The sequence below is a fragment of the Bacillus cereus group sp. MYBK5-2 genome (assembly GCF_051915685.1).
In the GTDB taxonomy this organism is placed as follows: domain Bacteria; phylum Bacillota; class Bacilli; order Bacillales; family Bacillaceae_G; genus Bacillus_A; species Bacillus_A cereus.
Map to the genome: position 1 here is coordinate 182,110 of NZ_JBQAFE010000008.1, position 15,374 is coordinate 197,483.

Sequence of the window (15,374 nt, forward strand, 5' to 3'; positions counted from 1 at the left end):
ACAAACTGTAAAATAAATCATGTATAACTGTATAAGAAGGGAGTCGGATTATGAACTATTTTAAGCGAATCAGCTGTCTAGTATTAGCAGGAATTATCGGTCTTTCTAGTACAGTCGCTGTTAAAGCAGAGTCAAACGACGAGAAACTTAACAACATGCAACAGCAATTGCAACAAAACGATGCAGAAATGCAAAAGAAAGAGCAAGAAAAGCAAGCTGTTAGTAAAGAAATTAAAGGTATCGAAAACGAACTACATAATTTAAATAATACAATTGCAAAAAATAAAGAGGATCAAGCTGCTATTCAACGTAAAATCGATGAAACACATAAGCAGATTGAGCAAAAAAAGCAAGAAATTGTCGTTTTGGAGGATAAAGTCCTTGCTCGTAAAGATATTATGAGAAAACGTATGGTTTCTGTTCAAAACAGTTCAAATACAAGTTTAGTAGTAGAAGTTGTAGTAGAGTCAAAAAACTTTGCAGACTTCTTACAACGTATGAACGCAGTTTCTACTATTCTAGAAGCTGATAAAGAAATTTTACGTCTACAAGAACAAGATCTTCGTCAAATTGAAGAAGATAAGAAAACAATTGACGAAAAAGAAGCATCTTTAGTAGTAGACAAACAAAAATTAGCAAAAGCGCAAGCTGAACTGCAAGATAACTTGAAAAAACGTCAAGATAACTTACAAACAGTTCAAGCTAAATATAATGAAGTTGCAAGTCAACTTAATTTAGCAGCGGAAGAGAAAGCTAAAATTGAATCAAATATGAAGACAGTACAAGAAACGATTGCTCGTGAGCAAGAAGCAGCAAGAATCGCAGCGGAAGAGCGTGCAAAAGCAGAAGCGGCTGCAAAAGCAGAGCAAGAAGCTTTAGCGAAAGCACAAGCAGAAATTGCTGAAAAGCAAAAGCAGGAAAAAGCTAGTAAACCAGCTGAACCTGTAGCAAAAAATACAGAAACAGAGTCTAAGCCTGATACGAAACCAACTCAAGGTGGAAAAGAATTTTACGTAACAGCAACCGCTTATACAGCTGACCCATCTGAAAACGGCTATAAACCGGGTGAAACTGTAAAATCTAAGTTAGGACATAATTTAACTGCAAATCCAAACATGAAATTAATTGCAGTAGATCCATCTGTTATCCCATTAGGTTCTACTGTATATGTAGAAGGATATGGAACAGCAATTGCTGGAGATACTGGTAGTGCAATAAAAGGGCATATCATTGATCTATTAATGCCAAATTCAGCTCAAGCTAATGACTGGGGTAGAAGAACAGTTAAAGTTAAAATTTTAAACTAACAAGTAATCCAACTTTACAATACGTAGAGTTGGATTTTTTTATAATAATAATGTTAAGTTAAGTTTACATTTTGTTGAGGATAGCATACAATAATGGTGAGAGGTGGTAAATTTGACCATTTTAAACAGAGTAAAAGAATTAAGAGCTCGTTTTAACTTTACGCAAAGTGTATTAGCAGAAAAGGTTGGAGTAACGAGACAAACAATTGCTGCAATTGAAAAAGGGGATTACGTTCCTTCTTTGTTATTAGCACTTACGATTTGTGATGTTTTCCAGTTAAAGATGGAAGACGTGTTTGTTTTAAATAAGGAGGAGGAAGAGGATGAATAGAATTGTTTTTTCTTATATCATAAACGTGCTTTATACTGCTTTAGCATGCTGGACATTTGTTGAATTTTATAGTGTCATTACAGAGTTAGCCGATATAATTAAAAACGAGAAATTCCCATTTGAAGTATGGTTTAATGGAGTACCATTCATTTTATTGTTTATTGGAGCAATTATAGTTACAATTTTTTATAGAATTAAAAAGAAAAAATATAAGAATTTATCTTTTTGGATGTATCCATTATTATTTCCGCTAGAAGATGAACGTGAAAAAGCGATTACGGATAAAGCTTGTCGAACAACATTTGTATCGTTATGATTTGTGTTACCTTGTGCAGTTGGATTTTTAACTTTTTCGCCTATTATTAATGAATATCTTCCTGGATACCCATTATATATTCTATTTTCTATTTTCTTTATTCAAATGACAGTATTTCACGTATCACTATACAGAAATAAATTAACTTAAAAAGAAACCTTCTTGCACTGGCAAGAAGGTTTCTTTTTAAGCTAATACTTGTACATATAGCGATATTATTTTATCATTTTATATAGAGTAAGATTTTGTAAGGGAAAGGAACTGTGTATGAATAAGCAAAGAATTTATAGTATAGTAGCAATTCTGCTATTTGTTGTAGGTGGCGTATTAATTGGAAAGCCATTTTATGATGGATATCAGGCTGAAAAGAAACAGACTGAAAATGTGCAGGCTGTTCAAAAGATGGATTATGAAAAGCATGAGACGGAATTTGTAGATGCTTCCAAAATTAATCAACCAGACTTGGCGGAAGTAGCGAATGCATCATTAGATAAGAAACAAGTAATTGGTCGTATTTCGATTCCAAGTGTTTCAGTAGAACTGCCTGTTTTAAAAGCTTCTACTGAAAAAAACTTATTATCAGGTGCAGCGACAGTAAAAGAGAATCAAGTTATGGGAAAAGGAAATTACGCATTAGCAGGACATAATATGTCTAAAAAAGGTGTTTTATTTAGTGATATAGCTTCTTTGAAAAAAGGCGATAAAATTTATTTGTATGACAATGAAAATGAATATGAGTATACGGTTACTGGTGTATCTGAAGTAACTCCTGATAAGTGGGAAGTTGTAGAGGATCATGGGAAAGATGAGATAACGCTTATTACATGTGTATCTGTAAAGGATAATTCTAAGCGTTATGTTGTTGCTGGTGATTTAGTAGGAACGAAGGCGAAGAAGTAAAAAAGAAGGTGAACTCTTTAAAGGGTTCACCTTCTTTTTTTACTAATGTTGAGAAATAATAGAATATTTTGGTTTGTATTCAAATATTATTCTATTTATGTATAATAAAGTTAGGATTCTATATTTTGGGAGGAACAAGAGTGAGACAACAGGTGAAGAAACTTCTTTTAACAACGAGTATAGCGTTATTGGTAGCTCCAATTTCAGCTTATGCACATCCAGGGCGTACAGATGCTAATGGCGGACATACGTGTCGTACAAATTGTGAGAAATGGGGATTACAGTACGGGGAATATCATTATCACAATAAACCAGCTTCTAGTAGTGGCGCAACGAGCCCAGCTCCTAGCCAGAATAATAATAGTGCTGTAGAAGCTGAGAGACAAGCAGAAGCACAGCGCAATACTGAGGCGGAAAAACAACGTGCTGCAGAAGCGCAACGCAACGCTGAGGCGGAAAAACAACGTAATGCAGAAGCACAGCGTAAAGCTGAAGAAGAGAGACAACGTGTAGCCGAGGAACAAAGAAAAGCTGAAGAGGCACGTAAGCAAGAGGAAGCGCAGCGCCAAGCTGATATGGAAAAAGGTCAACTTGAAGGTCAAAAGAATGGAGAAACTGATTTTAAAGCAGGACAAAATGATGCAGAAGTGCATGTAGCTGGAAAATCTGATGCATATAAACAAGCGTTTAAAGCGACTTATGCAGCCGTATGGTCTTTAGAAGAGCAGAAGAAAACGCATTTTGAAAAAGGAAAAGAACAAGGTTTAGCACAAGAGACGATGGACGATAGTCAAGTTGCTCCAGAGTTTAAGGTAAACTTTGCAGACGGATTCAAAGTAGGGAATAAAGAAAGAACAGAAAAAATTGAAAAAGAGCAAGCTGAGTTAGGGGAAAAGACAGGGAAAGAACTAGCTGAAAAGAATCCTGGAAATAGAGAGAAAGAAGTATACGTGAAGGCATATGAAACAGCGTATGAAAAAGGCTATAAGTCTACAAAAAAGGCAGTAGAAAAGGCTGGCTATAAGTATGCATTTGAAAACTATGATTTAAAAGTTCCTGCTAAGTATGAAAGAAATGAATTGTTAAAGAAATGGTTTACTGAAGGATTTAAATCGAATAAAAAAGCAGCGGAAATTCGAGAAGAAGGGTATAAAAAGGGAGACAGCTGGTTCTCATTCTTCTATAAGAGTTTCGTACCAAGTGAATATAAAGAACATAAAGTGCTGTACGAACAAGCAATTGAAAAAGGTAAAACAGCATAAAAAAAGATGAGGAGAAATTCCTCATCTTTTTTAATCCATCCATTTCACTAATTTCTTAGAAATTAATAATAAAACACAACCTAGTACAATTGCCACAGCACCAATAACTGTGAATACTTCAGCGTATCCAAGTGAAGTTGTGAAGCTTGCAAGTTGTCCGCCTAAAATGTTGGCGATACCTGAACTTGCTAGCCATACACCCATTAGTAAAGATGCTAATTTTACCGGAGCAAGCGCACTAACCATTGATAGTCCGACAGGTGATAAGAATAGCTCACCTAACGTATGGAAAAGATACGTAAAGACGATAAACAGTAAGTTTGCTTTTTCTGTAATGTTATGTTCATCACTACCTGTTTTTAATGTAGCGATAACGAGAATGATATAACCGATACCGAGCAAGATCATACCAAGTCCCATTTTAGTTGGGATTTTTAAATCACCCTGCTTGCGAGTTGCAAGTTTTGCCCATAATGCAGAAATGACTGGAGCAAGCAAAATAATAAATAATGGATTGACCGATTGGAACCAAGATGTTGGAACTTCCCATCCGAACACAGAGCGGTCTACAAATTTGTTTGTATATAATGTTAATGAGCTACCAGCTTGTTCAAAGCCAGCCCAGAAGAAGACAACGAAGCATGTTAAAATGACGATAACTGCGGTACGTTGTTTTTCTTTTTTTGTTAATGGTGTATCTCCTACTGATGGTTGTCCAGCAGCTGTTTGTAAATCGCGAGTTGGTTTTTTACCGATATTACCAAGGAAGCGATTTGATAGTGTTGTAAATAAAATTTGTCCAATAATCATTCCGATTGAAGCGGCTAAGAAACCGTAACGGAATCCGTAATGTACAACGCCATCAACTGTTGTTTTGAATAAATTTTCTGATAAAAATCCGCAAACGAGTGGAGCTAAAAATGACCCGACGTTAATACCCATATAGAAAATGGTAAATGCACTATCACGTTTTGGATCGTTCTCTTCGTATAATTCTCCAACCAGTGTAGAGATGTTCGGTTTGAAGAATCCGTTACCGATAATAATAAGCGCTAATCCGAGGTATAGGCCTAATTGGTTTTGCAAGGCAAATAGTGTAAGGTTACCGATTGCCATTGTTATACCACCAATTGTGATTGCTTTTCGTCTACCTAGAAAACGGTCTGTTAAGTATCCACCAATCATTGGTGTGAAATAACAGGCTCCAGTATAAAATCCGTAAATAGAGAGTGCCCATGCGGGACTAAACCCAAGACCACCGCTTACTAAAGCTGTCGTTAAATATAATGTTAATAATCCTCGTAATCCATAGTAACTAAATCTTTCCCACATTTCTGTAAAGAAGAGTAAGTATAAACCTGGAGGATGTTTCTTTTTTCTTTGTTGTTCTCTTTCTAGTTGTATCGCTGATTCCATGTTATTTTCCTCCTGACACAAACAAAAACAAAGTTAATAATTTTGTACATTTAATATTTTACCTTATTAACTATTATAAGTCAATAAAGGTTGATTTTTCAGAAGAAATTGGAAAAGAGGAATAGCTATAGAATGGGTGTTTCTTTTGTGATAGACTATGGACTATGTTTTCTTTGCAAGGAAGCGGGTTATTGTACTTTTTTATATGTGAAATTGATTTCATAAAAGATGAGATTAAAGAAGGAGAAAGAAATGAAATTGTTACAGAAAAAAGAAATTTTACTTATTAGCCTTATGTTATTCTCTATGTTCTTTGGAGCAGGGAATCTGATATTTCCACCTTTCCTTGGGTATGAAGCAGGAGAACATGTTTGGATTTCATTAGTAGGGTTTATTATATCAGCAACAGGTCTTCCTATATTAGGTGTTATCTCTATTGCAAAAGCAGGAAGTTTTCAAACGTTAGCGGGTAGGGTTCATTCTTCATTTGCAATTATTTTTCCATGTATCGTGTATGTATTTATTGGACCTGGGCTTGGTATACCACGTGCGGGAAGTTTAGCCTTTGAAATGGGGCCAGGTCAGTTATTCCCTGAAGCAGGAAACGGATTATTATTGTTTTACACAGTTATTTTCTTTAGTATTGTTTACTGGTTAAGTTTATCACCATCTAAACTAATGGGGTTGTTTGGAAAAGTCTTGACGCCATTATTATTATGTATGATTGCACTCATTTTTATAAAGAGTATGTTTACAACAGTAGGAGATATGAAAGAACCAATAGGGAACTATGGCCAAGCTCCTATGTTTCAAGGGTTTTTAGATGGATATTTAACAATGGATGCGTTAGCTGCTTTAATCTTTGGAATTGTTATTGCAAATGCATTACGTGCAAAGGGTATTGAAGATGATAAAGGTTTAGCGAAATATATGAGTATTGCTGGAATTGGGGCAGGACTATTATTATCGATTATTTATGTCATCCTTGGATATGTGGGGGCAATTAGTGGCTCATTAGGAACATTTGATAACGGTGCGAAAGTGTTAGCACAAGTTATGATTACATTATTTGGACAGGGCGGAGTCGTTTTATTAGGTCTTATTTTTACTATCGCGTGTTTATGTGTTTCAATTGGACTTGTTACGTCTTGTAGTCAATTTTTTGCGAGTGCATTTCCGAAAGTATCTTATAAATTGTGGGCATTTATAGTAAGCGTTGTTAGTATGATTTTAGCTAATTTAGGGTTAACGCAAATTTTAAAAGTATCAGTACCAATTCTTGGATTTATTTATCCAATTGCGTTAACGCTTATTATTCTAGGGTTATTCCATCAGTATATTGGAAAGTATGCATACGTATATGCAGTAACTGTTTTGGTTGTAGCGTTATTTAGTGCAATTGACATTTTAAATAAAAATGTAATGATGAATCAGTGGACGTCAGCATTAAAATACATCCCGTTTTATACAGAAGGTGTTGGCTGGATTGTTCCAGCTATTGTAGGCATGTGTCTTGGTTTTATCGTTAGCATTTTTCTAAATAAGAATAAATGAGTAAAAAGGTGTTTTCCTATTTTGGGAAGACACCTTTCTTTTTTTTGGAAAAATACTATTGAAAATGAATAGACTAAGAGTATGATAAAGATAATTGGTAATATATAGGTTTAATGAGAGTGACGAATAAGGGGGGAGCGTATGAAGAAGGATTTGGATAAGAAAATAGAAGCACTCGAAACGGCAATTGAAACAATTCAAGAAGCACTTGCTGAATTAAAAGTAAAGCAAAGGGAAATAGAAGTAGAAAACGCTCAGCAACATGTTAGTAAGAACAAGAAAGAATATATTGAAACGGTAATGGAGGAAAAGCCAAAAGAAGAAATAGTTAAGATAAAAGAGCCTTTGCAAGAACCTGAGTTAAAACAAGTAGATATATCGGCTTTTAAACCAGAGCCATTTAATATTATTAAGTTTTGTCAGACGTGGTTACCGCGTGTATTTGTCGGTATTATGTTGCTTGGAGTGATCTGGTTATTTAAAGCAGGGGTAGATGCTGGTTTATTAACACCAGCGATACGAATTGTGTTTGGTATCGCATTATCTATCGGGTTGTATTATATAGGAGATATTCAAATTAAAAGAGAGCGGCAAGCGTTAGGATTAGTATTAGCTGGAGGAAGTATTACCGGGATTGTTCTAACGACGTTTGCAGCACATTATTTATATGGATTTATTCCGGCAAGTGTCGCGTTTCTCTGTAATATTGCATGGGTTATTTTAGGTATTTATTTAGCGAAAAGATATCAATCGGAATATCTCACTATTTTCGTAGCGGTCGGTGCGTTCTTCGTACCATTCTTGTTAAATAGTACGACTCCTAATCCTTATATTTTCTTTGGATATGAGACAGTATTAACACTTAGTTTATTATGGTATGCGTTGAAAAATCGTTATAAATACTTATATCTGATTTCTTACGCTGTTGCTGCCATTGTCCTTTTCGTTTTCTTTGCTGTTATGTCAATGTTAGTAGAGAACTTGCAAATACAGTTAACGATTGTATATGGTTTGATTCATTTACTATTATTTTGGCATATGTTTACGGAGAGAAGTTTTATACTAGAACCACGTTTGGCGATATTTAGTGCGAATGCAGTGTTCTTTATACTAGCTATTTCAAAAATACCTGATTTTACAACATGGGGATTGATTATTAGTGCATTCGTACATGCCGCTATGTTCGTATGTGAATATAGGAAAAATAGACATTCTACATTTACAAATCTCTTATTTGGTTTCGCAATGGGAGCATTTAGTTTAGCAATTTTATATGAGTATAGTTTAGTGAATGCAGCGATTGTACTATTGTTACAAGGTTTCCTCGGCATGGTCACTTCTATTAAAGTAAAACAACAGATAAAATTGTATGTTAGTGCGACGGTTTACGCAATTGGAATGATACAGACTATTTTTAGCCCGTTTGATCAATTTATTTCGGCAGGCTTTGTTGCTCATCTTATTTTAATAGGAACGTTCTATTATTGCATGAGAGAAGCGAAAGAAGTATTAGCGAGCTTCGGCAAATATATGTATTCTATAGTGCTCTATTGGTTTATGATAATTGTATTTATTACAATTACGAGAATCGGTGAAGTTTTATCTACAGATGGAAGCGTAATTAGTGTATCAGTATCGTTATTATGGATGGTATATGCATTATTTGCGGTTTGGTTTGGAAGAAATAGAAATATGAATGAAATATTATATGCTGGTTTAGTCGTTTTAGTCGTAACGGTAGGGAAGTTATTTTTACTTGACTTACCGGAGGTATCGATGATGATTAGGGCAGTGTTATTCCTAATCGTCGGTAGTATAGGTATCGTTATTTCAAGAATGTTTTTCTCGAAGGAAGAGAAGTGAGAAGAAGGCAATCCATGTATGGATTGCCTTTTTTATTATTTCTTATTAATCGTTACAGTTTCATTATATTTCGTTGTTGTATTTTGGCGTAGACGAAGCGTTGCTTGTCCAGTTGTATTTGAATCAATCTGTACATTTACAACTTTCTCAGCAGAGCCTAAGCTGTTTGTTGTGAAAGAAAATGCACTACTATATCCGAAAGTAGATGGCCAAGTGCCGTTTGCATTTTGTACTTTAGCCACTTGTGTTCCACCAGTAGTGAAGATACCTAAAGAATAGTTGTTATACGTTGTATTAGGTAGTAAGTTATTTACTTGAATCTTCATTTGGAAAATTTCATTGTTTGGTAGAATGCTAGGGTGTGTAACGACGTAGTCGCTTGTTGTTACCGCACCGTTATAACCGTATGAACCTGGTTTAAAAGTATTTGTATTAAACCATTGATAACCTGCATTTGGTGCACTCCAAGGTTCAGGTTGTGGTTCTGTTGATAAGCTTGGCTGTTCAAATGTTTGTAGAGCTGTAGGTGAATCAAGTTGTAAACCATTTACTTGATCTAAACTTGTAAATGTCTCTTTATTTGATAACCAATTTACGATGTTTTCTAATAAAATCGCATCGTTTTCTTCTTTATAACCATCGTAAGTTTTCTTTGTTTGGCCAGAATCTTCACGAACGTATTTTGGCGTAGCATCTTCAACAGGAGAAGAGTCACCAATAAAGGCAGCTTTTCCAAGTCCTACTTTTGCGATAGCAGCATATGGGCCTTCTGCAATACCACCGCCATTATAAACGCCACTATCAACAGCGTTATTCCATTTTGATGGATTTTCTGGAAGGTAAACAAGTCCTTTTGCTAGTTTTGGGTTTGTAATTGCTAGAGTAGAACCAGCATGCATTGCTACAGACGAAACACCTTTTGTAATTCCGAAAGATTGTTCAGGCGATACAATTGTTTTCGCTGAAACATCACCAAGTGCATTGTAGCGGAAGCGAATACCGAAGTTGTCAGAGAGCCAATCAGAGCTTTCTACTCCTTGCATAGCTTGTGAATTTGCTTCTTCATTAGACATTCCTTTTGCTGGATTATCCCAAGCACCGCGTCTATATCCATTAAATACTTCAGAAGAGTCCCAGCGATTTTTATTACGATCTGCATTGTAATGATCAGCAATAAAGAAGATACTACCACCATTTTTTACATATTGTAACATAGCGTCCTGCTCAGATTTTTTGTAAGGAATATTAGCTTCTGGAACGATAAATACATTGTAATCTTTTAAGTCTTCGTACGTAATAGGTGTTGATTTACGAAGTTCCTTTACGTGATATCCGTTTTTTGCAATGCCGTTTCCGAAGTCAGAAAAGCCGCCGTCAATAACCCAGTCAGCTGTCCCAGCAGTTTGACCGTGTGTATTATCGAATAATACTTTCTTCCCATTGTTTTGATTTACAACTTTTGCAGCAATTTCAGGAGCTGGGTCTACAGAGCTTTCGGCATAAGTAGACGGTATGAACGAGGTCCCTATACTTAGTGTAATTGCTGTTGCTAAAGAAAATGTAATCCATTTTTTATTCTTCATAGAAGAATCCCCCTAATAATAAATATATGTGCTTTAATAATGTAATTTATTTTTCTGTAAAAATAAAGACGGAAAACATAAAAAATATTAAAAAATTGTAAAAATACCGTGAATTTTGTTGAGAAATATTTATATAGATATAAAAACATCCCTTCCAAGTAATAAGGAAGGGATGTTTTGCTTAACTAATTTTTGAGTTAGGTGTTTCATCAATCTTATGAAACCCTTTCATGTAATATACGATTGCTAAGCCGATAAGCCAAATTGGGCCGACAATCAATGCAATTCGTGTATCTTCTGAATACGCCATTATACCTAATACTAATACAAGGAAAACGAGTGAGAAATATGAGCTTAATGGGTATAAAGGCATTTTATACGATAACTTTTGTTTATTTTGAGTAGGCAAGCTTTTACGGAATTTAATTTGAGCGACTAATATAATTCCCCAAGTCCAAATTGCACCGAAAGTTGAAATGCTAGTAAGCCATGTAAATACCTTTGCAGGTACGAGATAGTTTAATATAACACCAATTAGTAAAACGATAGCAGTTGCTACAATTCCTTGGCTTGGAATGCCATTTTTATTTAAACGACCAAATCTTTCAGGAGCTTTTTTCTGTTGAGCTAATGTATATAGCATACGGCCTGTACTAAATAAACCACCGTTACAAGAAGAAAGAGCTGCTGTTAATACGACAAAGTTAATAATACCTGCTGCTTTTGCGATACCAATTTGTTGGAATGTTAATACGAATGGACTGCCTTTCTCACCAAGTTCGTTCCATGGATAAATTGCCATCATAACGAATAATGCCCCAACGTAAAAGAGTAGAATTCTCCAAAATACGTTATCGATTGCCTTTGCGAGTGTTTTCTTCGGATTTTGAGCCTCACCAGCTGTAACACCGATTAATTCAACGCCTAAATAAGCGAATAGTACCATCTGCATGGAGAGTAGTAACCCAGAAAATCCATTTGGGAACCAGCCACCATGTGACCAAAGATTTGAAATACCAGTAGCGATACCACCGTTTCCGAATCCGAATAAAATAATACCAGCTCCGACTACTATCATACAGATAATTGTGACAATTTTAATGAGAGCAAACCAAAACTCAAGTTCTCCAAATACTTTTACCGATAAGAAGTTAAAAGCGCTCATTAATAATAGAGCAAGTAATGCCCAAATCCAGCGCGGGATATCTGGGAACCAGTACTGCATGTAAATACCAGCTGCTGTAATTTCAGCCATACAAGTAACAACCCATAAGAACCAGTAATTCCAGCCAGTAATATAACCAGCGAGTGGTCCAATATAATCATATGCATATTTACTAAAAGAACCAGCAACAGGTTGTTCAATTGCCATTTCCCCAAGCGCTCGCATAATGAAAAAAATAACGAGACCGGCAATCATATAGCCTAGCAAAATAGAAGGACCTGCTAGTTTAATGGCGGAAGCGGATCCTAAAAATAGTCCAACGCCAATAGCTGAGCCCAGTGACATTAAAGTAATATGTCGTTCTTTTAAACCACGATTTAAAGTTCCAGATTTGTTTGTGTGCTGCATAAGAAGAATCCCCCTTGTAGAGTGAACGATATTTGAATGCGTTTGCTAAATATTTAACTATTTCAAATTATAAAACATTTCTATCTGTTATGCTACAAAAATAATCATAATGAACTGTACTACATCTGTACTTGTCAGACTTAAACTTAAAATTCGAACTATTAGGGAATATATTGACTCTTCTTTTTATTGATTGTTAAGATTAAGTATTATATTTTCTCACATACTAGTAAGAAAAAGAATGTGTGATAATAATTCAGGTGTAGGAAGGGTACATAAGCATGTTTCAATTACAAAAATATAACACTTCTGTGAAGCAAGAGTTTTTAGCTGGCATCACAACTTTTTTTACATTTGCGTATATTCTTGTCATCAATCCAAAAATATTATCTGATGCAGGTGTACCATTTGACCAAGCGTTTACAGCAACAATTATTGCAACCGTTGTTGGAACAGTAGGTATGGCGATTTTCGCGAATTATCCGATTGTTATTGCTCCAGCTATGGGAATGAATGCATATTTTGCTTATTCTGTTGTACAGAAGGCAGAAGGGATTACATATGTAGTTGCCTTTTCAGCTGTATTTGTAACGGGGATTATTTTTCTTTTATTATCTTTTACTTCGTTTAGACAAAAGTTAATTTTAGCAATTCCTGATAGTTTAAAGCATGCAATTGCAGGTGGAATTGGACTATTTATTGCTTTTATTGGATTGCGCCTTTCTGGAATTATCGTGGATCATCCGTCTAATTTAGTTACGATTGGTGATTTTCATTCTCCAGCTGTTATTTTAACTTTAATTGGTTTAATATTAGCGGCGGTATTAATGACATTGCGTGTGAGCGGTGCATTATTTATTAGTATGATTGTGACAGGAATTATTGCCTTCTTTACAGGGCAATTGAAGTTTGCTGATAAAATTGTGGCGATGCCTCATTTACCAGAGGGTATCATCGTTTCAAACCCAATCAATGCCTTTTCAGATGTAATTGAATACGGATTATACGGCGTTGTATTTTCATTTTTACTTGTACTTTTATTCGATACAACAGGTGCATTACTTGGTTTAATTAAACAAGCAGGTTTAATTACAGACAATACAGAGAAGCGTTTTGGTAAAGCGTTTATTGCAGATGCGATTGGCGGGACTACAGGTTCTATCTTTGGAACAAGCCCAACAGCAGCGACGATTGAATCGTCAGCAGGTATTGCTGCAGGTGGTAAAACTGGATTAACAGGGATTGTAGTTGTTGGTCTAACAATTATAACGGCATTTTTTAGTCCTGTTATTGCTCCTTTATCAAGTGTAGCCGCTATTACAGCTCCTTCATTAATTATAGTAGGTAGTTTAATGGCACAAAGCATTCGAGATATTAATTGGAATGAATTTGAAGATGCGTTACCAGCATTTTTAATTTTTATAGGTATTCCGTTAACATCTAGTATTGCGAATGGAATTGCAATTGGATTTTTAGTGTATCCAGTCTTGAAAATTGTGAAAGGGAAAGGGATGGAAGTGCATCCGTTACTATACTTATTTACAATTTTATTTGGATGTCATTTATTCTTATAATATAGGAGAGGGGGCTTCTTATGAGGGGCTCCTTTTTTGTGTATAATAAAGTGAAACTTAAATTAGTAATGTAAAATATAAATTACTTATTGGAATATATATTATAATAAGGGTGGAGGAGAAAGAAACAGTAAACAAAAACATAGACAAAAGTAGGCATACATAGTGAAAAGTAATTATGAAACAATATAAACCGAAAGAATTTTCAGAAATGCTTAATGTCTCTGTTAAGACATTGCAAAGGTGGGACAATCAAGGTGTTTTACCTGCTTACCGAAACCCAAAAGGAAGAAGATATTATACAGAAGAACAGTATAAGAAATATATGGGTATTCAAGAAGAACTTGTTCAGGATTTAATATCTATCATTCATGTATTTAGCTGTAGAATATATGGGTTGAGAAAATACAAAAAGAAAATGTCGGAGGATGAAGACTTATGAAAAGAGCATATTTAATAGAAATCAAACCGACAACTGAACAAATTAGTAAAATCCGTCAAACTATTGGGGTGTGTCGATATGTATATAACCTGTATATCTCTAAAAATAAAGAGGTATATGAGTCGGAGGGGAAATTTCTTAGTGGTTATGACTTTTCCAAATGGTTAAACAACATTCATACAAAAGAGTGTGACCAGTGGATTAAAGAAGTGTCGAGCAAAGCGGTAAAACAAGCGATTATGAATGGAGATAAAGCTTTTAAGCGGTTTTTTAAAGGTTTATCTAAGTTTCCACGATATAAAAAAAAGAAGAAGCAAGATGTGAAGTGCTACTTTCCGAAAAACAACAAAACAGATTGGACAGTAGAAAGACATAGAGTAAAAGTCCCTACAATTGGTTGGATAAGGTTAAAAGAGTATGGATATATTTCAAAAAATACAACTGTAAAAAGTGGTACAGTATATTAAAGAGCAGGAAGATACTATGTGTCTATACTCTGTGAAGTGAAAGAGGTAAAACCAAATGCAACTCTCAATACAGTAGGTCTAGGAATTGATTTGGGAATTAAAGACTTCGCTGTACGTAGCGATGGAAAAACTCACAAAAATATAAATAAAACAATACAAGTAAAAAAGATAGAAAAACGGTTAAAACGTGAACAACGCTTTTTATCACGCAAATTTGAAAATATAAGAAAGAGAGGTGAACAACCTGTTACTAATAAAAGAGCGAATATAAACAAAAATATTCTTAGGGTGCAACAACTACATGCTAGGCTAGCAAATATTCGATTAGCGTATGTAAAGTCTATTGTAAATGATGTGGTGAAAACCAAGCCAACGTTTATTGTAGTAGAAGATTTGAATGTGAAAGGTATGATGAAGAACAAACATCTATCTAAAGCTGTAGCGCAACAATGTTTTTATGCTTTTAAAACATGGTTATTAACGAAATGTAGGGAATATGGAATTGAACTACGGCAAGTGGACAGATTCTATCCATCTTCTAAAATGTGTTCATATTGCGGTCAAAAAAAGTCGGATTTAAAGCTGTCTGACCGAGTATATACATGTGAATGTGGCAATGTAATAGATAGAGATTTAAATGCGTCAATCAACCTTTTACAAGCAAAAAAATATACAATACTAACGTAAATAGATTGTATATATGTACGGTGGGCTACATCGGAATTTACGCCTGTGAAGTGTCACAGCAAACTGTAGTAGCAAGTGATTAGCGAGGCAGGGCACGTA

11 protein-coding genes and 2 pseudogenes are annotated in these 15,374 nt (G+C 35.0%); 10 read left to right on the plus strand and 3 right to left on the minus strand.

All coding sequences use genetic code 11. From position 1 onward, the window contains the following. Nucleotides 1–50 precede the first annotated feature (50 nt). The 5 genes and pseudogenes from ACTFP3_RS23570 (at nt 51) to ACTFP3_RS23590 (ending at nt 4,116) form a co-directional block, all read left to right on the plus strand. On the plus strand, nt 51–1,307 hold the full coding sequence (locus tag ACTFP3_RS23570; RefSeq protein WP_001105783.1) for a 3D domain-containing protein: 1,257 nt from the start codon (nt 51–53) through the stop codon (nt 1,305–1,307). A 103-nt stretch (nt 1,308–1,410) separates the two neighbouring features. Continuing rightward, a complete protein-coding gene (locus ACTFP3_RS23575) occupies nt 1,411–1,638 on the plus strand; it encodes a helix-turn-helix transcriptional regulator (RefSeq protein ID WP_011109823.1) in 228 nt (75 codons plus the stop codon). Then, a pseudogene (locus ACTFP3_RS23580) lies at nt 1,631–2,104 on the plus strand (DUF2178 domain-containing protein). Before ACTFP3_RS23575 ends, ACTFP3_RS23580 begins: the two are co-directional and overlap by 8 nt. Nucleotides 2,105–2,221: 117 nt before the next feature. Then, complete coding sequence (locus tag ACTFP3_RS23585; RefSeq protein WP_001041727.1) at nt 2,222–2,854, plus strand: class A sortase; 633 nt, start codon at nt 2,222–2,224, stop codon at nt 2,852–2,854. 140 nt (nt 2,855–2,994) lie between these two features. Beyond that, nucleotides 2,995–4,116, plus strand: coding sequence for a YHYH domain-containing protein (locus tag ACTFP3_RS23590; protein ID WP_440011409.1), 1,122 nt, complete (start codon nt 2,995–2,997; stop codon nt 4,114–4,116). Nucleotides 4,117–4,146: 30 nt separating this feature from the next. On the opposite strand, the gene ACTFP3_RS23595 is transcribed toward ACTFP3_RS23590, so the two are convergent. Continuing rightward, nucleotides 4,147–5,532, minus strand: coding sequence for a peptide MFS transporter (locus tag ACTFP3_RS23595; protein WP_000443143.1), 1,386 nt, complete (start codon nt 5,530–5,532; stop codon nt 4,147–4,149). Nucleotides 5,533–5,784: 252 nt separating this feature from the next. Here ACTFP3_RS23595 and brnQ1 point away from each other — a divergent pair, with 252 nt between their 5' ends. Then, entirely contained in the window at nt 5,785–7,086 is a 1,302-nt protein-coding gene (gene brnQ1, locus ACTFP3_RS23600) for a branched-chain amino acid transport system II carrier protein BrnQ1 (protein WP_000771692.1), read from the plus strand. Between the two features lie 141 nt (nt 7,087–7,227). Next, a complete protein-coding gene (locus ACTFP3_RS23605; RefSeq protein WP_049107282.1) occupies nt 7,228–8,949 on the plus strand; it encodes a DUF2339 domain-containing protein in 1,722 nt (573 codons plus the stop codon). A 35-nt stretch (nt 8,950–8,984) separates the two neighbouring features. Here ACTFP3_RS23605 and ACTFP3_RS23610 read toward each other — a convergent pair whose 3' ends face one another. Together ACTFP3_RS23610 and ACTFP3_RS23615 are read right to left on the minus strand one after the other, a co-directional pair. Next, nucleotides 8,985–10,532: a DNA-binding protein gene (locus ACTFP3_RS23610; protein ID WP_000791509.1), complete on the minus strand. Its 1,548-nt coding sequence runs from the start codon at nt 10,530–10,532 to the stop codon at nt 8,985–8,987. Between the two features lie 181 nt (nt 10,533–10,713). Next, nucleotides 10,714–12,105, minus strand: a complete 1,392-nt coding sequence (locus ACTFP3_RS23615; protein WP_006919303.1) for an amino acid permease — start codon at nt 12,103–12,105, stop codon at nt 10,714–10,716. A 281-nt stretch (nt 12,106–12,386) separates the two neighbouring features. Between ACTFP3_RS23615 and ACTFP3_RS23620 the strand changes: the two genes are divergently transcribed. The 3 genes and pseudogenes from ACTFP3_RS23620 to ACTFP3_RS23630 all read left to right on the plus strand — a co-directional run bounded on the left by ACTFP3_RS23620 (nt 12,387) and on the right by ACTFP3_RS23630 (nt 15,275). After that, complete coding sequence (locus ACTFP3_RS23620) at nt 12,387–13,679, plus strand: NCS2 family permease (protein WP_440011412.1); 1,293 nt, start codon at nt 12,387–12,389, stop codon at nt 13,677–13,679. Nucleotides 13,680–13,857: 178 nt separating this feature from the next. Then, complete coding sequence (locus ACTFP3_RS23625) at nt 13,858–14,121, plus strand: MerR family transcriptional regulator (RefSeq protein WP_000816201.1); 264 nt, start codon at nt 13,858–13,860, stop codon at nt 14,119–14,121. Then, a pseudogene (locus ACTFP3_RS23630) lies at nt 14,118–15,275 on the plus strand (RNA-guided endonuclease InsQ/TnpB family protein). The gene ACTFP3_RS23625 and the pseudogene ACTFP3_RS23630 overlap by 4 nt, the downstream one beginning before the upstream one ends. Nucleotides 15,276–15,374: the final 99 nt, after the last annotated feature.

Bases quoted from the DNA above. Each gene is read 5' to 3' on its own strand.
- ACTFP3_RS23570 (WP_001105783.1), top strand. From the start codon at position 51: ATGAACTATTTTAAGCGAATCAGCTGTCTAGTATTAGCAGGAATTATC.
- ACTFP3_RS23585 (WP_001041727.1), top strand. From the start codon at position 2,222: ATGAATAAGCAAAGAATTTATAGTATAGTAGCAATTCTGCTATTTGTT.
- ACTFP3_RS23595 (WP_000443143.1), bottom strand. From the start codon at position 5,532: ATGGAATCAGCGATACAACTAGAAAGAGAACAACAAAGAAAAAAGAAA.
- brnQ1 (WP_000771692.1), top strand. From the start codon at position 5,785: ATGAAATTGTTACAGAAAAAAGAAATTTTACTTATTAGCCTTATGTTA.
- ACTFP3_RS23605 (WP_049107282.1), top strand. From the start codon at position 7,228: ATGAAGAAGGATTTGGATAAGAAAATAGAAGCACTCGAAACGGCAATT.
- ACTFP3_RS23610 (WP_000791509.1), bottom strand. From the start codon at position 10,532: ATGAAGAATAAAAAATGGATTACATTTTCTTTAGCAACAGCAATTACA.
- ACTFP3_RS23615 (WP_006919303.1), bottom strand. From the start codon at position 12,105: ATGCAGCACACAAACAAATCTGGAACTTTAAATCGTGGTTTAAAAGAA.
- ACTFP3_RS23620 (WP_440011412.1), top strand. From the start codon at position 12,387: ATGTTTCAATTACAAAAATATAACACTTCTGTGAAGCAAGAGTTTTTA.
- ACTFP3_RS23625 (WP_000816201.1), top strand. From the start codon at position 13,858: ATGAAACAATATAAACCGAAAGAATTTTCAGAAATGCTTAATGTCTCT.